The sequence below is a fragment of the Glycomyces paridis genome, assembly GCF_004912155.1.
Lineage (GTDB): Bacteria > Actinomycetota > Actinomycetes > Mycobacteriales > Micromonosporaceae > Glycomyces > Glycomyces paridis.
Window position 1 is genome coordinate 1 of sequence record NZ_STGX01000022.1, and the last position, 18,594, is coordinate 18,594.

Consider the following 18,594-nt stretch of genomic DNA (forward strand, 5'->3'; position numbering starts at 1 on the left):
CAGAACAACGCACCAGAGACGAAATAGTTACGGGTTCTTAGGGCATGGCTGGTGTTGGAGTGATCAGCTACTTCTCGTGTGGCAGTGAGTGATTCGACTGTTGCGGAGTGGGAGCGGTTGAGGCGGCTCCTGCCTCCTCGGCCCTGGAGCGGTTCGACTACTCGTAGGCGAGATATCGGCCTGGCTTGTTCGGCTTCTCGACCGTGAAGCGCAGTTGGAGATCGGTGCGCCCGATCATGTCGGCCTGTTGGACGAACAGTTCGCTTGTGGTGAAGAGATGGCCCTGGAGGCTCCAGTCCTTCGCCAGCCATGTCCGAAGCGCGTCGAGCAGGGCGCGGTCGGTCGCAGTTTCGAGTCGCGACCTGCGAACCCAGAAGGAGACCGTCGCTTCGTAGTCCTCCCAGCGAAAGTCACCGATCGGGCTGATGCGGGCGCCCGCATACGTGCGCGCGTTCGTCGACCTGAGGTAGACACAGCCGAGACACTCCGTTTCGACCAGGTTCATCACCGTGTAGGAGAAGCCGTCGCCGTTGGCGTGCCATCGCTCCATCTTCTCCAGGTCCTCGCGGTTGGCCTCGACGGTGAAGTCCTCTTCGGGCCAACCCGTCTGCTCCCATCCGCGCAGGAAGTCACGGCTCTCCATGACTGCGGCGTAGTCGAGCTCGGCGTCGGCGGCCCTGATCGGCCGGATGATGAAATCGCCCGTCGCGAGGCCGTCGGGGGCGCCGTTGTCCATCGCAGAGAAAGGCATGGAGTACGTCCTTCTGGTCGACCGACGTTCAGCATATGGGCCGGTGCAACGGCTGTCAGGCGTGTTTCGGGGCCAGGACGAGCACGCGCGTTATGAGGTCATAGCCGAGTTCGAGAAGAGGCCGACATTGGCGCCCGAGCGGGTGTCGCTCGGGCGCCCTTCTTCGCACCTGGGTCAGCGGAGGGCGGCGAGGATGGTGTCGAGGGTGGTGAAGTCGACGGGTGGGGTGTCGTCGCCGTTGAAGGGTTCGACGCCGATGCCGATCATCCAGGCGGTGCCGTAGTCGAGGGCGGTGAGGCTGGGGAGATCGCCGTCGATGGTGCGGTGGATCGAGTCGTGGCCGGCGCTGGAGGCGGTGATGTCGCATTCGGCGTCGGCGCATTGGGCGTAGGTATCGGCGGCCTGGTCCGGTTCGTCGGTGGCGTCGATCGGCTCGGCCTGGAGGAAGAAGCGGACGGTCTCGCCGGATTCGAGTTCGGCCAGCAGGAAGGCCATGTGGGTGTGCCCGGTGCCGTAGACCGGTCCTCCGTACTCCGTGATGTCCGGGCCGAGGCGGACCACTTCGCCCGTGGAGAGGTCGACGTCGGCGCCGGGGAGCCCTTCGAGGATCGCGGCGGCCAGGTCGTCGATCAGGTCGGCCTCGGTGGGGGTCGCGGACGGGGCCGCCTGCTGGTTCACCGGAATGGATTCGGCGATGGCCGCGAGCTGCTCGGTCGTCGGGAGGGAGCGGCCCGGTTCGACGTGGAACTTGAGGTCGAGGTCGATCACGATGTCGCCGCGCAGGAGCATCACGGAGATCATGGGGACGTCTGCCGAGTCTTCGGGCGAGCCCGCGAGATCGGTGGGGTCGAGGCCGGTGCCTTCGCCGACCAGCATCGGGCCCGCCGCGGTCTCGATCCAGTTGCAGGTCATGCCCGGGTAGGAACCGCAGGCCTCGCCGCCGTCGCCTTCGGTGAGGTCGAGTCCCTCGGCGTTCCAGATGTTCGCCTCCATGTTGGCCCATTCGGGCGCGGAGGGGTCGGCGTCCTCGAACGCGTAGGTCTCAAGGAGGTAGAAGGCGTCGCGGTCGAGGTCGGTGTAGTAGAAGCCGTCGAACGGCGTGTCCTCGCCGCAACTGCCGTTCGGCTTCAGGCCGATCTCGGCGAGCCCTGCGAACAGCGCTTCGGTGTAGGCGGCGGCGCGGTCGGTCTCCTCGGTCTCGGGGAGCGGGCAGCCGGCGCCGTCGGCGCGGGCCCATTGGGAGAGGAAGTCCGGATCGACTGGGGCCGTGGGGAGGGCCTCGGGGGCACCGGCCGCGGCGGTGGCGCCGCCGCCGATCGCCATCGGGATGCCCACGGCCGCTACGACGGCGAGAACGGCGGCGGCCGTGCCGGTGGTGGCGACGCCGATGCGCTTGCGGACGACGCCGCGGCGGCCGGCGCGGATGATGTGGTCGGGGTCGATGCGGTCGGCGTCCACAGGGACGGCTCCGGCGGTGTCGAGCAGGTCCCGCACTTCGTCTTCGTTCATCGGTTGGTTCCTCACTGGCTTCGTTGGGTCGCGAGATCGGTGGTCGACGTGCGCTCGCGCAGAGTCTGAAGGGCGCGAGCGGTGTTGCTCTTGACGGTGCCGGCGCTGCACCGCAGGATCCGGGCGGTCTCCTCGACCGACCGGTCCTCCCAGAAGCGCAGGACCAGCGTCGCCCGCTGCTTCAGCGGGAGCCCGGAGAGGATCGCGACGGCGCCCGAGGGGTCGTCGGCCCAGGCGCCCTCTTCGGGTAGTTCCGGCGGTGCGGCGTAGGAGCGTTCGCGCCGGAACCAGCCGCGGCGGGTCTGGTCCACAAGGGAGTTCGCGAGGATGCGCCTGGTGTAGGCCTCGGCGGTCTCGGGGCGGATGCGGCTCCAGGCGCCGTAGAGCTTGATCAGCGAGGTCTGGACGGCGTCCTCTGCGAGATGCCAGTCCCCGCATGTGAGGTAGGCCGTGCGGAGCAGGGCGTCGCGGCTCGCCTCCACATGCGCGCGGAACTCGCTCTCGGATTCGGGGGTCATGGGCTGCCTTTCGTCGCTGCTACGACTCTTCTCCGTCGTGGTTTGTACGGATCGGGTTCACTTCGAGGTTGCATCGCGGCGGGTCGGGACGAGTGCGGGCACGCGAAAGCCGCCGGGGCAGGAGCCCCGGCGGCTGCCGTGCGGTCGGTTATGCGGAGGTCAGAGGATCGGGTTCCAGTTGTCGTTGCCGCGCAGGTAGTCGAGCGGCTCGTAGTTCGCCGCCTCCGAAGAGGACATCTGCGGGCGGTTGGCGTTCACCGTGGCGCCGGGGCCGGTGTTCTGGTACTCGCGCAGGCGCGCGTCCTCCCAGGCCAGGCCGGACATGTCCGACCACGGCTCGGCGGTGCGGATGTGCGCGCCGATGTAGGTCTCGCGGTAGAGCACCTGGCCGCGGGCGGTGGTGGAGCCGCCGGCGGGCCAGGGGCGGCCGAGGTACACGGAGTTGTTGGGGGCGTTGCTGGTCAGTTCGCACTGGTAGAACAGCAGGCCGTACGGGTTGGTGATCTCGGTGCTCGCGGCGGTGATGTAGCCGTTGTTGCTGGAGGAGCCGCGGTTGAGCGCCTTGATCTCGCATCCGTCGAACACGGCGGTGCCGCGGCCGAAGATGAAGTCGACGTCCCCTTCGACGTAGCAGTCGTGGTAGTACTGCCGCGACACGGTGGTGGCGCTGCCGGAGTCGGTCAGGAGCGTGTCCTGGTTGCCGAGGAAGCGCACGTTGTCGAAGACCATCCGGTCGCCCTGGACCTTGACGGCCACGGCCTGGCTGTTGCCGTTCGCCGCCTCGTCGTAGGTGTTCGCGAACGTCAGGTCCCTGGCGGTGAAGTTCGCGCCCTGGAGCAGGACGCTCGCGCTGCCGCTGGTCCCCCAGGTCCCGCCCGAGCCGTTGCTGCAACCCGCGCAGCGGTTCTCATGGATCACGACGTCGGCCGCGTTGCCGGTACCGCCGATGAACGTCAGGCCGGTCTTGGAGGAGGGCACGGTGACCGCGCCCTTGTAGGTGCCGGCCTTGATGAGGATGGTCGAACCGGAGGGGGCCGCGTTCACGGCCGCCTGGACGGTGGTGTGGGTGCCCGAGCCGTCCGCGGCGACCACGTAGTCGGCCTCGATGTCGGGTTCGGCCTCGATCAGGCGGAACTGCTGGTTGGTGCCGCCGGTGGGCGTGTACTGGGAGATCCTGCCGCCCTTGGTGGTCGACCACTCCCACACGTCGAGCGCCTTGCCCGAGGCCCGGTTGACGAAGGTCGCGTATCCGCCGGACTCGGCGATGCTCCACTGCTGGTTGGCGCTGTTCGAGTCGCCCCACTGCTGGACCTTCGCGCCGTCGGCGGTGCTGCCGGACGCGACGTCGAGGACCATGCCGGAGTGGCGGACCTGGATCTTGTAGTAGCCGCTGCCGACGTCGACGAAGCGGAACTGCTGGTCCTGGGAGCCGTTGCTGTCCCATTGGACGAGTTCGGCGCCGCTGGCGGTCGAGGCGGCGCGGATGCCGAGCACGAGCCCGGAATGGCGCGACTCGATCTTGAACCAGACGCCGGTCTCGACGGCCTGCGCGCTGGAGGTGGCGACCAGGGACACGGTCGCGGCGAGGACCGCACCGATCAGGAGGGACAGGACCGCCGCGAGGCGGCGTCCGTATCGTGGGCGCCCTGAAGTACTCGATGTCATATCGACTCCGTGAGGGAAGCGCCCGGTCGCTGAGCATGCCGGGAGAAATCTCCTCAGCAATCCAGGCATTTACAGTTATCGATAACAATGTAGCGCAGTCGGAGCCGCGGGCCAATCCCCCGGGAGCGGCGGTGCGAATTCGGCCGAAGGGAAAAGCCACCCGGTGGGCGCGCCCGGGTTCCCGACCGGCGGCTATTCGGCTCGCGGCCTCGCGGACCGGACGGCATAATCACCTGGTGCTCCTGACGATTACGACCACCGCGCGGCCCGCGACCGACCTGGGCCGCCTGCTGCGCAAGCATCCCGACCGCGTGCAGCGCTTCGAGCAGTCCTTCGGCGCCGCCTGGGTCTTCTATCCCGAGGCCACGGAAGAGCGCTGCACGGCGGCCCTGCTCCTGGAGGTCGACCCCGTGCGCCTGGCGCGCGCCCACGGGCGCGGTTCGGGCGACGCCTCGCTCAAGCAGTACGTCAACGACCGGCCCTACGCGGGCTCGTCGCTGCTGGCGGTCGCGCTCGGGAAGGTCTACTCCACGGCCCGCACCGGCGTCAGCGAGGAACGGCCCGAGCTGGCCGCCGCCGCGATCCCGCTGGAGATCGCGGTGCCCTCGGTGCCGTGCAAAGGCGGGCCCGAACTCGTGCGGGAGCTGTTCGCGCCCTTGGGATGGGAGGTGGAGGCCGAGGCTGTGCCGCTGCCCGGCTTCGACGCCGACTCCAAGCACGTCAAGGTGCGGCTGCGCGGGACGATGCGTCTCGCCGAGGCGCTGAGCCAGCTGTACGTCCTGCTGCCGGTCCTCGACGACGCCAAGCACTACTGGGTCGACATCGGCGAGGTCGACAAGCTCGTGCGCTCCGGCGGCGACTGGCTCGCCGCGCACCCCAGGCGCGGGCTGATCACCAGGCGGTACCTCGCCCACCGCTCGGCCTACGAGCGGGCGGCCCTGACGCGGCTCGCCGAGGCCGAGGGCGCCGAGGCGGCGCTGGAGACCCCCGTCGAGGAAGAGGCCCCCGCGGCTTCGGAAGAGGCGGCGGAGCGGTCGATGCCGCTGCACCGCATCAGGATCGGCGCCGTCCTCGCGGCGCTGCGAGATTCGGGGGCGGCCTCGGTGCTCGACCTCGGCTGCGGTTCGGGCAAGCTCCTCGCCGAGCTGCTGAAGGAGCAGCAGTTCACGAAGGTCACGGGCGTCGACGTCTCGTCGCGGGCGCTCGACATGGCCGAACGCGCGCTGCACCTCGACCGGATGCCCGAGCGTCGCTCGCAGCGCCTCACGCTGGCGCAGGGTTCGGTGGTCTACCGCGACAAGCGGTTCGCCGGGCACGACGCGGCGGTCCTCATGGAGGTGATCGAGCACCTCGACCCCGGCAGGATCGCGGCCATGGAGCGCGTCGTCTTCGGGGAGGCCCGGCCGCGCACCGTCGTGGTGACGACGCCCAATGTGGAGCACAACACGCGGTACGGCCTGGGCGGGCACGAGTTCCGCCACGACGACCACCGCTTCGAGTGGGACCGGGCCCAGTTCGCGGCCTGGGCCGGCGCCGCCGCCGAACGGTACGGCTACCGCGTGCGGATCGAGGGGATCGGCGTGGACGACCCCGAGACCGGAGCCCCGACCCAGATGGGAGTGTTCGACCGTGACTGACCCGACGACGAACGCCGTGCCCGAAGGCACTGCGCCCCCTGCGATCCCTGCAGCTGAAGGCCGGGAGCCGATCGACGTGGCCGTTCCGGCGATGTCGCTGGTCGTGCTCGTCGGCGTGAGCGGATCGGGCAAGTCCACGTTCGCCGCGCGGCACTTCAAGCCGACGCAGGTGATCGCCTCCGACTACTGCCGGGGCCTGGTCAGCGACGACGAGTCGGACCAGACCGCCACCTCCGAGGCCTTCGCACTGCTCCACCACATCGTCGGGGTGCGCCTGCGGCGCGGGCTGCTCACCGTCGTGGACGCGACCAACGTGCAGCCGAAGGCGCGGGCCGAACTGATCAAGACCGCGAAGGAGCGGCACGTCCTGGTCGACGCGATCGTGCTCGACGTCGAGCCCTCGATCGCCGCCGAGCGCAACCGCGCCAGGCCCGACCGGGACTTCGGCGAGGCCGTCGTCCGCCGCCACCACCGCGACCTCAAGCGGAGTCTCAAGGGGCTCAAGAAGGAGGGCTTCCGGCGGGTCCACGTGCTCAAGGGCGCCGAGGAGGTCGCGGCCGCCCGGATCGTCCTGGAGAAGTCCTGGCAGGACCGCACCGAGGAGACCGGGCCGTTCGACCTCATCGGCGACGTGCACGGCTGCCGCGCCGAGCTCGAATCGCTCCTGACCGAGCTGGGCTGGGCGATCGAGCGCGACGGCGAGGGGCGCGCGGTCGGCGCCGCCCACCCCGAGGGCCGCAAGGCCGTGTTCGTGGGCGACCTGGTCGACCGCGGCCCCGACACGCCCGGCGTGCTCCGCCTGGTCATGGGCATGGTCCGGGCCGGGAACGCGCTCAGCGTGTGCGGCAACCACGAGCACAAGCTCGTCAAGCACCTCTCCGGCAGGAAGGTCGGCGTCACGCACGGCCTCGCGGAGTCGCTGGAGCAGTTGGACAAGGAGGACGAGGCGTTCCGTGCCGAGGCGAGGTCCTTCATGGACGGCCTGGTGAGCCACTACCTGCTCGACGGCGGCAGGCTCGTCGTCGCGCACGCGGGCCTCAAGGAGGAGTACCACGGCAGGGCCTCGGGGAAGGTGCGGGCGTTCGCGCTATGGGGCGACACCACCGGCGAGACCGACGAGTTCGGCCTGCCGGTGCGGCTGCCGTGGGCCGAGGACTACCGCGGCGAGGCCACTGTGGTCTACGGGCACACGCCTGTCGTGGACCCCGAGTGGGTCAACAACACGATCTGCCTGGACACCGGCTGCTGCTTCGGCGGGCGGCTCACCGCGCTGCGGTACCCCGAGCGCGAACTCGTCTCCGTTGCGGCCGAACAGGAGTGGTACGAGCCGGTGCGGCCGCTGCGGCCGGCGTCGATCGAGCGGGACGCGACCACGCTCGACTTCGAGGACGTCTCCGGCGACCGCTACCTGGAGACCGCGCTCGTCGGCACGGTGAAGGTGCGCGCCGAGAACGCGGCGGCGGCGCTGGAGGTCATGAGCCGCTTCGCGGAGGACCCGCGGCGGGTCCTGTACCTGCCGCCCACGATGGCCCCCGTCGACGCCTCTGATGTGGAGGGTTTTCTGGAGCACCCGGCGCAGGCCTTCGCGCAGTACCGCGGCAAGGCCGAGCGCGTGGTGTGCCAGGAGAAGCACATGGGCTCCAGGGCGGTCGCGCTCGTCTGCCGCGACCCCGAGACGGCCCGCGGGCGCTTCGGGCTCGACACCGGCCCCGCAGGCGCGGTGCTCACCCGGACCGGCCGGGCGTTCTTCGCCGACGACGCGCTCACCGACGCGCTCCTGACCCGTGTGGCCTCGGCGGCGACGGCGTCGGGGCTGTGGGAGCGCCTGGAGACCGACTGGATGCTGCTCGACTGCGAGCTGCTGCCGTGGTCGGCGAAGGCCCAGGGGCTCATCGAGGACCAGTTCGCCTCGGTGGCCGCCGCCGGTTTGGCGGCGCTCCCCGCGGCCGTCTCGGCGCTCGACGCGGCCGCCGCGCGCGGCCTCGACGTCGCCGACCTCGCCGCCCGCACCGGAACCCGACTGTCCAACATCGAGCGGTTCGCCGAGGCGTACCAGCGGTACTGCTGGCCCACTTCGGGTCTCGACGGCGTGCGACTGGCGCCGTTCCAGGTCCTCGCGACCGAGGGCGCCAACCGGGCCGACCACCGGCACGACCGCCACCTGGAACTCCTCGACGCCCTCGTGGAGGCCGACTCGACCGGGACGCTCATGGGCACCCGCCGCCGATTCGTCACCCTCGGCACCGACGAGGAGGCCGCCGCGGCCGACTGGTGGACCGAGCTGTGCGCCGCGGGCGGGGAGGGCATGGTCGTCAAACCGGTCCTCGACGGCCGCCCGCGCCTCCAGCCGGGCCTCAAGGTCCGCGGCCGCGAATACCTGCGGATCATCTACGGCGCCGACTACACCGACCCGCAGCACCTCGACCGGCTCCGGCAGCGGCGCCTGACCCACAAGCGGTCGCAGGCCCTGCGCGAGTATGCCCTCGGCATCGAGGCCCTCGATCTCGTGGCCGAGCGCGCGCCCCTGTGGCGCGTTCACCAGCTCGTCTTCGCGATCCTCGCCCTCGAATCGGAACCGGTGGACCCGAGGCTCTGAACCAAGGCAACCGATGCCGACGCCTCAGGCGTCACTGAATCGACTATCCTCGATTCCCTTTGGGACCCATGAAAGGCTGACATGCAACGACGCGATGTAGTCAAGATCGGAGCCGGCCTGGCCGTCGCGAGCGCCGCCGTCGTCGGCACCGCCTCGCCCGCCCAGGCCGCGACCATTCAGGACAAGGCGGCTCTGGTCAAGGCGGCCTTCGACACTGAGATCGCCAAGGCCGGAGGGACTTGGCAGGCCAAGATCACGCTGTTCGACGGCGCTACCGCCGTCACCGCGGTCGACCGCAGCTCGAAGACCGTCAAGCCCGCCGCCAGCATGAACAAGCTCGGCATCGCGATCGCCGTGCTCGACAAGGTCGACCGCGGCGAACTCTCGCTCGAGGACAGGGTCACGCTCACCTCGGACATCATCCTCACCGGCTCGGGCTTCTACTTCCACCAGACGAAGTACGGCGACGAACTCACCGTAGCGAACATCCTGGTGGCCATGCTCCTGGTCTCCGACAACACCTCGGTGCGGCTGTGCGGGCTGGTATGCCCGCCGGCGGAGATCAACGAGACCCTCGCCGCCAAGGGCTTCGTGAACACCCGGGTGATTCCCAACCCGGACAATCCGAGCCGGATGTGGCTGGGCGACACGACGGCCAAGGAGACCAACGACATGTTCCGCGGTCTGGTGAACGGCAAGTTCCTCTCCGCCTCCAGCACCCGGTTCCTCACCAACGTGCTGCGCGGGCTCTCGGGCTACCACGACGGGTTCCGCCACGACATGTCCTCTGCGGAACGCGCCCGGGTTGCCGTCAAGTACGGCGCCGACGACGCGAACCGGAACGAGTCCGGTGTCATCTACAACGCTTCGGGCGTGCCGGTCGTGGTCTACGCGCTGATGGCCCAGCTCTCCAGCGATCAGGGCAACTACGGCGCCACCCACCCCGTCGTCAAAGCACACGCGGCGCTCGGACGGCAGATCCTCGACATCATGGACGGCGCCTAGACGAGACACGGGGTGGCCCGGAAACGGGTCACCCCGTCTCGCTTTCAGCCGTTGAGGGTGGCGATCACGATGACGACGGCGACGACGGTGTCGAGGACGACGCAGAACTCGGCGAGGGAGCGGGCCACGACGCGGCCGGTGCGGTGGTGGTGGACGTCCCAGGCGGCGTGGCCGAGGAGGCCGACGGCCACGAGGTAGGCGGCGAGGTCGCCGCCGACAAGAACCGCGGCGACGGCGGCGGCGCCGAAGACGGCCATGCCGAGCGACTGGAGCGGCAGGCCCTCGGGCGGGCGCACGGCGCCGGTGGCGAGGCCGTAGACCGCCAGCGCGGCGGCGAGTCCGATGAGGACCCAGGTGGCGAGGTTCTCCCAGGGCGTGAAGCCGGCGGCGCCGATGATCACGAAGGTGATCGCGAAGAGCGGCCAGGCGGCGTTCGGGCGGCGGATCGCGGCGGCGCCGAGGTAGATGAGGCCGGAGGCGGTGAGGACGGGGGCGAGGTCGCCGCCGGTGCCGAGGTCCCAGGCGACGAAGGCGGCGAAGACGGCGCCGAGGAGGGCGGGCCAGCGGTGGGCGGCCGTGCGGAGCGGTCCGGCAGTGCGGGCGGGTTGAGGGGCGGTGGCGGTCATGGCTGGGCTCCTTGCGTTCCGGTGATACCTGTAGGGGGTATCTGACGTCTTCAACGATCCCGCCGGGGCGTGCGGGGGTCAAGCGGACGGACCGGGGAGGTCCGAAATCTTGGCTTCCTCGTCTTTCGGACCTATGCTGTGGGGATGGAACCGCATCGCGTGCTCGTCGTCGGCTACGACGACGCCGAACTGCTCGACATCGCCTGCGTGACGACCACGCTCGACTCCGTGCGGCAGATCGACCCCGCCGCGAGCTACGACCTGACTTTGGCGACGCCGGGCGGGCGGGCGATCACCTGCTCCAGCGGCCTCGTGCTCAACGCGCAGGCGACGCTTGAGCGCGTCAAGGGCCCGATCGGGACGCTGGTGGTCTCGGGCGGGCTCGGACACCGGTCGGCCGCGGGCGACGAGCGCCTGGTGGGGCATGTGCGGCGTCTGGCCCGTGAGAGCGAGCGGGTCGCCTCGCTGTGCACGGGTGCAAGCGTTTTGGCGGCGGCGGGGCTGCTCGACGGGCGGCGCGCGACCACGCACTGGCACTTCGCCGATCAGATGGCGCGGGAGTATCCGCAGGTGGAGGTCGATTCGCGGCCGATCTGGGTGCAGGACGGGAACGTGTACACCGCCGCGGGCGTCACGAGCGCGCTGGACCTGTCGCTGTCGTTCATCGAGGCCGACTTCGGTCCGGACATGGCCCGGTGGGTCTCGCGGGCCATGGTCACGTACCTGCACCGGCCTGGGAATCAGGCCCAGATGAGCATGTTCACGGCCGCTCCGGCGGCGGATCACGGCCTGGTGCGCAAGGTCGCCGACCACATCGCCGAGGGTTTGGACGGGGACCTCTCGACGGAGGCGCTGGCGCGCTTCGCGAGGGTGAGCCCGCGGCATCTGACGCGCCTGTTCCGGGCGGATCTGCGCCAGACGCCGGGGCGTTATGTGCGGGAGGCGCGTTTGACGGCCGCCGCGCAGTTGCTGTCGACGACGGACCTGCCGGTGGCGCGGGTGGCGTCCCGGTGCGGTTTCGCGTCGCCGGAGGCGTTGCGGCAGGCCTTCGCGCGGCAGTACGGTCTGGCGCCGTCGCAGTACAGGACGGTCTCGGCCGCGACTTGATGCGGGTACGTCGTCAATGGCCCAGCGTCGAAGGTGCGGCAGGGCGGATCCAAGGGGTCGCGACGTGCTGAAAATCGTGTAGTTCGAACTACACGATTTTCGTGTAGTCTGGACTACACGAGTCTGCGGGAGGGCGCATGGAGAAGCCGGGTTCGATCATCGGCCGTGACCGCGAGTGGGCGGTGCTGGAGCGGTTCCTGCGGGCCGGGGAGGACGCCTCGCTCAAGATCGGGATCGTCTCGGGCCGCCGCCGTGCGGGCAAGACGCACCTGCTCACGGCGGCTGCGGGCGCCGTGGGCGGGCTCTACCACGTGTGCGTCCAGGAGGAGGGCGACCTGTCGGCGCGGGCGCGCTTCGCGGCCGGGATCGCCGCGCACGGCGGCATCGCCGGGGCCTCGACCGCCGACTGGGAGTCGCTGCTGGTGAGCGCCCTGGACGTGGCGGCGCGGACCGCCCCGGCGGGTCGGCCGCCGCTGCTGGTCGTGGACGAGTTCCCGTACGCGATGGCAAAGGCCCCGCAGCTGCCGGGCCTGCTCCAGTTGCTCTACGACCGGTCGCAGCGCGGCGAGGGCCCGGGCGGGCGCGTCATCCTGTGCGGGTCGTCGCTGAGCGTCATGCGCGAGCTCCTGTCGGGCACGCAGCCGTTGCGCGGGCGCGCGATGGTCGACCTCAAACTGGGGCCGCTGGACTACCGGCAGACCGCCGAGCTGTGGGGCGTCGCCGACCCCGAGACCGCGTTCAAGATCCACGCGTGCGTCGGCGGCTACCCGGGGTATCGGCGGCTCATCGACCGGACGCCGCAGAGCCCGGCCGGGTTCGAGGAGTGGGTGCCCGACACGCTGCTGAGCACGGGCCTGGGCACGTTCACGACCGCCGAGGTCGACTACCTGCTGCGCGAGGACCCGCGGATCTCGGACCGGTCGGCGTACTACGACGTCCTGGGCGCCATCGCCCGCGGCTCAACCACGCTCGCGAAGATCGGCGCCGAGACCGGCCGGAGCAAGGACGCGGTGCGCCCGCTGCTGCGCACCCTGGAGTCGACCGGGTACGTCTCCCGGCGCGTCGACCTCGTGCGCGGGCGCAGCTCGATCGGGGTGTGCGACCCGATCATCCGCTTCGACCGGCTCGTCACCGCGCCGCGCCTCGGGCAGCTCGAACTCGGGCAGGCCGAGCAGGTCTGGCGCGCCATGCGCGACACGTTCCGGTCCCAGATCCTCGGCCCGCACTTCGAGGAGCTGGCACGGGAGTGGCTGCGCCGCTTCGCCTCCGCGGAGCTCGGCCGCGAGGAGGGCTTCGGCGAGGTCGGCACCGCGAACGTCACGGACCAGAACGGCCGCGCGAAGTACGAGGTCGACGTCCTCGGCCTCCAGGGGCGCGCGGTGACGTTCATCGGCGAGGCGAAGGCGACCGGCCAGCGCCAGGGCACCGCCGCGCTCGATCGGCTCAAGACCATCAGGTCAGCGCTCGGCGACCTCGGCTACCGCACCGACGGCGCGCTCCTGGGCGTCTTCTCGCTCAACGGGTTCACCCCGGATCTCGAAGCGGCCGAACGGGAGGGCGGGGCGGTCCTGGTGGACCTCCCCCGGCTCTACGGCCGATGACGCCGGTTAGGGCTGTTGGAACTGTTCGAGGATCGCCGCGATCGCGGTGTCGCCGTTGTCGCGGGCGTGGTCGAGGGCGGTACGCCCGCCGGAGTCGGGGACCGCGGCGTCGGCGCCGTGGTCGAGGAGGAGGCGGACGATCCGCTGGTGGTCCTCGCCGCCGTCGCCGAGGATCACGGCCTCGTGGAGGGCGGTCCAGCCGAGGCGGTTGACCCGGTCGACGTCGATCGCGGTCTCCTCCAGGATCGCGGCGACGAAGTCCGCGTGGCCGCGCTCGGCGGCCGGGTGCAGGGGGCTGCCGCCGAAGCGGTTTCGGGTGGCGAGGTCGGGCCCGGCGGCGAGGACGGCGCGCATCAGTTCGGGCGAGCCGGTCACGCCGGTCTCCAGCCACGGGGTGTCGCCGCGGTCGTCGCGGGCGTCCGGGTCGGCTCCGGCTTCGACCAGGGCTTGCGCGACTTCGAGGTGGTTTCCGTTGACGGCGAGCATGAGCGCGGTGCGGCCCTGGCCGTCGCGAGCCTCCAGTTCGGCGTCGGCCGCGAGCGCCGCTTGGACGGCGCTCGTGTCCCCTGCGGTCGCGGCGGCGAGCAGGTCGCCGTCGGTTCCGGCGGGCCGGTCGGCGAAGCGGGCGCAGGCGGTGGCGAGGAGCGCGACCGCTCCGAGGAGCGTCACGTACCCCAGCCGTTTGCGCGATCGGAACATCGGTCCTCCTCCAGGTCGGTGCTGTTCGGGTGCAAGTCTCGTCTGTGCGGGGGGCTCGGCGCATCGCACCCGCGGCTGACACCGCCGCGTCGGGCGGTCGACGGCTGGTGTCAATCGATCGGTTGAGGGGCAGGTTTTCAGCGAAGGCGGGTTGGCCGGAGCGCCGGTCGGGCTCGAGAACGTGTGGGTTCCCCGGCGCCCGCGCCGGGCGGTCGACGGCGGGTGTCCATCGAACGGTTGAGGGGCGGGTCTTCGGCGAAGACAGTCGGCCGGAGCGCCGGTCGGCGCGTGTCCGGGGAACGTGTCCATGTTCCGGTGCCTGCGCCCGGCGGTCGACGGCCGGTGTCCATCGAAGTTTCGAGGAGCGGATGTTCGGCGAAAACGGGCCGGCCAGAGCGCCGGTCGGGCTCGGGAACGTGTGGGCTCCCCGGCGCCCGCGCCGGGCCGTCGGCCGCCCCGCCGATCGCTTGCGTCGCACACGGCACCGCGTCCCCGACCCGAGGCGATGCACCGGCCGCAGTCAGCCCAGGCATTCGCGAAGGGCGAACACCAGGCGTTCGGCTCGGGTGTCTTCGGCCTGGCCGGAGCCGTTGACATAGCCGAAGCCGAGTTTCGCGTCCGCGTCGGCGAAGGCGAGTTCGCCGCAGGCGCCGTCGTGGCCGAAGGAGGCGGCGGAGAGCAGGCGGCGGCCGTTCGGCTTGTCGAGCTTGAACCCGGTCGAGAAGTTCGGGCCCTCGGTGCCGTCCCAGCAGCGGCCCTGTGAGCGGAGTACGAGGGCGTCACGGACCGCCTCGTCGCCCATCAGGCGCACGCCGTCCACAGTGGTCACAGTCGCGGCGAGGATGCGGGCCAGGGCCGAGGCGGTGGCGACCGCGCCGCCGCCGGGGACCTCGATGGCGAGGGCCTCGGGGTCGTTGACGCCGCCGGGTTCGCCGAACAGGCCGCGGGGGAAGAGCTTACCGAATCGGAGGGCGCGTTCGGCGAAGGCGTCGCCCGGATCGGACGGGTCGGGCCCGATCTTCCCCGGCGGCGGATCGACCCGTGCGAGGCGGTCGCGTCGGTCGGCCGGGAGGCCGAGCCAGGCGTCCGCCCCGAGCGGCCCGGCGATCTCGGCGGCGATGAACCGCCCGGGGGTCATGCCCGTGGCGCGGCGCAGCGGCTCGCCGGCGAGCCAACCGAAGGTGAGCGGGTGGTACAGGTACGCGGTGCCCGGTTCCCACAGGGGCCGTTGGTCTTCGATGGCCCGCACGAACGGATGCCACGCGGCGGCGTCGGCCGGAGTGAGCACGGCGTCGAGGCCGGGCACCCCGGCGCGATGGGACATGATGTGGCGCAGGGTCGTCGCCTCCTTGCCGTGCCGGGCGTACTCGGGCCAGACCTCGGCGACCGGGGCGTCGAAGTCAAGGAGCCCGCGCTCGGCGGCCATGTGGACGCTGATCGCGACCAGCGCCTTCGTCACGGAGAAGACCGTCGGCGCCGACTCGGCCCGCCAGGGCCGCCCGAACCCGTCGGTGCCCGCCCACAGGTCCACGACGAGGCGCCCGTCCCGGTGGACGGCCACGGCCGCGCCCCGCTCCCCCGCCTCGGCGAAGTTCCGCGCGAACGCGTCGGCGAGCGGCCCGTACCCCTCGTCGGCGTGGCCTCGGATCTCTGGGGTCATCGGCGGTCCCTCCGGTCGGTGCTCGGGCCCGCCGATGGTATCGCCCGCTCCGGCCCCGCGAGCCGCTCCATGGTCACTGCCCGGGCTCCGATGGGGAGCCCGGGCAGGTGTCGAGCGGTGCGGTATCAGGCCGCGAGCTTGCAGGCGTTCGCCGCGTGGTAGTCCGAGACTCCGCCGTTGATGAGGCCGGCGATGCAATAGACCTGGGAGAACCACTGGCCGCCGGCGCCGGTGTTGCACGCCTGGGTGCGGGTGGGGCCGACGGCGTAGCCGACCGCCCGCAGGTAGTAGACGCAGTCGGCCGAGGTCTGGATCCCGAAGTCGTCCGTGACGGTCTCCACGGCCGCGGCCCGGGCGGCGGTGCCGGACTCGGCCGCTTGGGCCGGTGCCGCCGACATGAAGAAGGCCGCGGCCAGGATCGAGGTGATCAAGGCGTACAAGGCCTTGCGGTTGACGGTGGTGGTCATTCCAGTCTCCTTGGGTGTGGTGGTTCAAGGACGACTGAAGCCTGTCATCGCGCTCTGGCGCGAGGCTGGCGCGAATCTGGTGCGGTCAGGGCACCGACTTGATCTTCCAGACCAGGACGCCGCCGAGGAGCGTCACGATCGCGGCCAGCGCGTAGAGGGTGCCGTAGCCGCCGAAGTGGGCGACGACGGGCGCGGCGAGGGCGGGGCCGAGTACTTGGGGAGCGGTGCTGGCGATGTTGATGATGCCGAGGTCCTTGCCGCGGTCGGCGGCCGCGGGGAGCACCTGGGTGATGAGGGCCTGGTCGACCGAGAGGTAGACGCCGAAGCCCGCGCCCATGATCGCGGCGGCGGCGATGGCGGCGGGCCAGGTGTGCCAGAACGTCAGCAGGAGCGCGGCGAAGGCCATGACGGCGCTGGAGGCGGCGACGAGGGCCTTGCGGCGCCCGATCCGGTCGGAGAGGACGCCGCCCGCGACGGAGGTGGCGACGACGCCGATCGTGTACAGCACCACCAGGACCAGCACGCCCTCGTCGGCGCTGCGGCCGGGGAACAGCTCCTCGTAGCGGACGGCGTCCTGGAGGAAGTACAGGAGGTACAGGGTGCCGATCGCATTGCCGAGCATGACGAGGAAGCGCGTGAACCAGGCCCACGCGAAGTCCGGGTGCTCGCGCGGCGAGACCCAGAAGGTGCCCAGGAGGGCGCGCCAGGTGAACGGCGGGCGGGCCTCGCGCGGCAGCGGCGGGTCGGGCGTGGTGAGCACGAACGGCAGGGCGAGGGCGACGGCCGCGAGGCCGATGACGACGTACCCGGCGCTGAGGTCGGTGACGAGGACGGTCACCACGACCGCGCCGAGGACGAGGCCGAGCGCCTGGGGGAAGCCGATCCAGCCGGAGACGACGGCGCGCTGGCGGACCGGGACGTGGTCGGGGATGCCCGCGTTCACGCTCGCGTAGCCGGCGTTGAGCGCGGCCTGGGCGAGGCACCAGCACAGCAGGACGCCCAGGACGCTCGTCTGGAGGCCGAGGAGGCACAGGGCGGCGGCGCCGAGGAGGACGCCGCCGAGGGTCCACGGGTGGCGCCTGCCGAAGCGCCCGGCGGTGCGGTCGGAGAGGGCCCCGGCGAGGGGGTTGGCGACGACGGCGACGAGCGCGCCGACGCCGGTGACGAGTCCGAACGCGGCGACCTTGCCGTCCTCGTCGATGCCTTGGAGCTGGAGCGGCAGGAGCACCTGGATGGGCGTGAAGAAGGCCATGTAGAGGCCGAGGACGGCGGCGGTGATGCCGCCGATCCAGCGGCGGCCGACGTTGCGTTCGGGTTCGGCGAGTGCGGAGGGAGGGGCCTCGGGGGCGGCGGTCACCGGACCTGCCCGGCGATGAGGGCCCGGTACCAGTGGAAGGAGTCCTTGGGGGTGCGGTCCTGGGTCGCGTCGTCGACGTGGACGAGGCCGAAGCGCTGGTGGCGGCCCTCGGCCCACTCGAAGTTGTCGAGGAGGCTCCACACGAGGTAGCCGCGCACATCGGCGCCCTGGTCGACGGCGTCGGCGACGGCGCGCACGTGGGCGTCGAGGTAGTCGATGCGGTCGCGGTCGGGAACGGTGCCGTCGGCGGCGGGCGCGACGTCGTAGGAGCAGCCGTTCTCGGTGACCCACAGCGGCGGCAGGGCGTCGCCGTAGTCGGCGGTGAGGTCGAGGAGGGTGCGGGTGAGGCCCGAGGGGATGACGGGCCAGCCGAAGTCGGTGGTGGGCACGTGGTCGAACTCGGCGATGTCGAAGGGCAGCAGGGTCTCCGGTTCGGGAGCGGTGAGGCGGGTCGGGTTGTAGTAGTTGACGCCGAGGCCGTCGAGGGGCTGGGAGATGAGGTCGAGGTCGCCGTCCTTGACGAAGGGCAGGGCGAGGCCTCCGAGGCCGAACGCGGTGAGGTCGGGGTAGCGGCCGAGCAGGACCGGGTCGGTGAACAGGCGCCGGTGGAGCACGTCGTAGGCGTCCGCGGCGGCGCGGTGGGCGGCGCCGCCGTCGAAGGGGACGGCGGGCGTGTAGCTGTTGGTGAGCATGACGGAGGCGGCGCCCGCCTCGCGGAGCGCGGCGGTGGCGAGGCCGTGCCCGAGGAGCTGGTGGTGGGCGGCGGGGAGCGCGTCGAGGAAGAGGGAGTGGCCGGGGGCGTGGCGGCCGAGCGCGTAGCCGAGGGCCATGTGCTCGAAGGGCTCGTTGAGGGTGATCCAGTGGCCGACGCGGTCGCCGAGGCGCTCGGCGGCGAGCGCGGCGTACTCGCCGAAGCGGTGGGCGGTGTCGCGGTCGAGCCATCCGCCGCGGTCTTCGAGGGGCTGCGGGAGGTCCCAGTGGTAGAGGGTGGCCATGGGGGTGATCCCGGCGTCGAGGAGGGCGTCGACGAGGCGTTCGTAGAAGTCGAGGCCGGCGGGGTTGACGGGGCCGGAGCCGGTCGGGCGGACGCGGGGCCAGGCGATGGAGAACCGGTAGGCGCCGACGCCGAGCTCTTTCATGAGCGCGACGTCCTCGGGGTAGCGGTGGTAGTGGTCGCACGCGGGGTCGGCGGTGTGGCCGTCGCGGATCTTCCCGGGCGCGGCGGTGAAGGTGTCCCACACCGAGGGGCCCCTGCCGTCCTCGGTCGTGGCGCCTTCGATCTGGAAGGCCGAGGTGGCGACCCCCCAGGTGAATCCGTCGGGCAGTCGCGTCGTTGCGGCCACTGGAACCTCCGAGGGTGACATGGGTAACTCTCGTGAAGATATCAACCCGCTGA

General features: G+C 71.4%; 15 protein-coding genes. 5 read left to right on the top strand and 10 right to left on the bottom strand.

The genetic code is table 11. The features are described 5' to 3' along the window. Positions 1-157: 157 nt before the first annotated feature. The 4 genes from E9998_RS22805 to E9998_RS22820 all read right to left on the bottom strand — a co-directional run bounded on the left by E9998_RS22805 (position 158) and on the right by E9998_RS22820 (position 4,443). Positions 158-751, bottom strand: a complete 594-nt coding sequence (locus tag E9998_RS22805; RefSeq protein WP_136532007.1) for a GNAT family N-acetyltransferase — start codon at positions 749-751, stop codon at positions 158-160. Positions 752-925: 174 nt separating this feature from the next. After that, entirely contained in the window at positions 926-2,260 is a 1,335-nt protein-coding gene (locus tag E9998_RS22810) for a hypothetical protein (protein WP_136532008.1), read from the bottom strand. A gap of 11 nt (positions 2,261-2,271) precedes the next feature. After that, positions 2,272-2,778 carry a SigE family RNA polymerase sigma factor gene (locus tag E9998_RS22815; protein ID WP_136532009.1) on the bottom strand — a complete coding sequence of 169 codons (507 nt, stop codon included), beginning with the start codon at positions 2,776-2,778 and terminating at the stop codon, positions 2,272-2,274. A gap of 159 nt (positions 2,779-2,937) precedes the next feature. After that, a complete protein-coding gene (locus tag E9998_RS22820) occupies positions 2,938-4,443 on the bottom strand; it encodes a pectinesterase family protein (RefSeq protein WP_158299950.1) in 1,506 nt (501 codons plus the stop codon). A gap of 236 nt (positions 4,444-4,679) precedes the next feature. Between E9998_RS22820 and E9998_RS22825 the strand changes: the two genes are divergently transcribed. The 3 genes from E9998_RS22825 (at position 4,680) to E9998_RS22835 (ending at position 9,681) form a co-directional block, all read left to right on the top strand. Continuing rightward, the gene (locus tag E9998_RS22825; protein ID WP_136532011.1) at positions 4,680-6,080 is read left to right on the top strand and encodes a 3' terminal RNA ribose 2'-O-methyltransferase Hen1; all 1,401 of its coding nucleotides are present in this window, start codon (positions 4,680-4,682) and stop codon (positions 6,078-6,080) included. Between the two features lie 91 nt (positions 6,081-6,171). Further along, positions 6,172-8,676, top strand: a complete 2,505-nt coding sequence (locus tag E9998_RS22830) for a polynucleotide kinase-phosphatase (protein WP_136532126.1) — start codon at positions 6,172-6,174, stop codon at positions 8,674-8,676. Between the two features lie 81 nt (positions 8,677-8,757). Then, positions 8,758-9,681, top strand: coding sequence for a serine hydrolase (locus E9998_RS22835; RefSeq protein WP_136532012.1), 924 nt, complete (start codon positions 8,758-8,760; stop codon positions 9,679-9,681). Positions 9,682-9,725: 44 nt separating this feature from the next. Here the strand turns inward: E9998_RS22835 and E9998_RS22840 are convergent, their stop codons facing one another. After that, positions 9,726-10,307 (bottom strand): DUF6010 family protein, encoded by a 582-nt coding sequence (locus E9998_RS22840; protein WP_192907139.1) that lies wholly within the window; start codon positions 10,305-10,307, stop codon positions 9,726-9,728. A 144-nt stretch (positions 10,308-10,451) separates the two neighbouring features. On the opposite strand from E9998_RS22840, the gene E9998_RS22845 reads away from it, so the two are divergent. Both E9998_RS22845 and E9998_RS22850 read left to right on the top strand, forming a co-directional pair. Further along, positions 10,452-11,414, top strand: a complete 963-nt coding sequence (locus E9998_RS22845) for a GlxA family transcriptional regulator (RefSeq protein ID WP_136532013.1) — start codon at positions 10,452-10,454, stop codon at positions 11,412-11,414. 137 nt (positions 11,415-11,551) lie between these two features. Then, entirely contained in the window at positions 11,552-13,015 is a 1,464-nt protein-coding gene (locus E9998_RS22850; protein WP_136532014.1) for an ATP-binding protein, read from the top strand. Between the two features lie 6 nt (positions 13,016-13,021). Here the strand turns inward: E9998_RS22850 and E9998_RS22855 are convergent, their stop codons facing one another. The 5 genes from E9998_RS22855 to E9998_RS22875 all read right to left on the bottom strand — a co-directional run bounded on the left by E9998_RS22855 (position 13,022) and on the right by E9998_RS22875 (position 18,541). Further along, positions 13,022-13,714: an ankyrin repeat domain-containing protein gene (locus E9998_RS22855; protein ID WP_136532015.1), complete on the bottom strand. Its 693-nt coding sequence runs from the start codon at positions 13,712-13,714 to the stop codon at positions 13,022-13,024. A 520-nt stretch (positions 13,715-14,234) separates the two neighbouring features. Next, on the bottom strand, positions 14,235-15,374 hold the full coding sequence (locus E9998_RS22860) for a serine hydrolase domain-containing protein (protein WP_136532016.1): 1,140 nt from the start codon (positions 15,372-15,374) through the stop codon (positions 14,235-14,237). Positions 15,375-15,499: 125 nt separating this feature from the next. Then, positions 15,500-15,841 (bottom strand): hypothetical protein, encoded by a 342-nt coding sequence (locus E9998_RS22865; protein ID WP_136532017.1) that lies wholly within the window; start codon positions 15,839-15,841, stop codon positions 15,500-15,502. An 85-nt stretch (positions 15,842-15,926) separates the two neighbouring features. After that, the gene (locus E9998_RS22870; protein WP_136532018.1) at positions 15,927-17,198 is read right to left on the bottom strand and encodes an MFS transporter; all 1,272 of its coding nucleotides are present in this window, start codon (positions 17,196-17,198) and stop codon (positions 15,927-15,929) included. Further along, positions 17,195-18,541 carry a GH1 family beta-glucosidase gene (locus E9998_RS22875; protein ID WP_240037718.1) on the bottom strand — a complete coding sequence of 449 codons (1,347 nt, stop codon included), beginning with the start codon at positions 18,539-18,541 and terminating at the stop codon, positions 17,195-17,197. The genes E9998_RS22870 and E9998_RS22875 overlap by 4 nt, the downstream gene beginning before the upstream one ends. Positions 18,542-18,594: the final 53 nt, after the last annotated feature.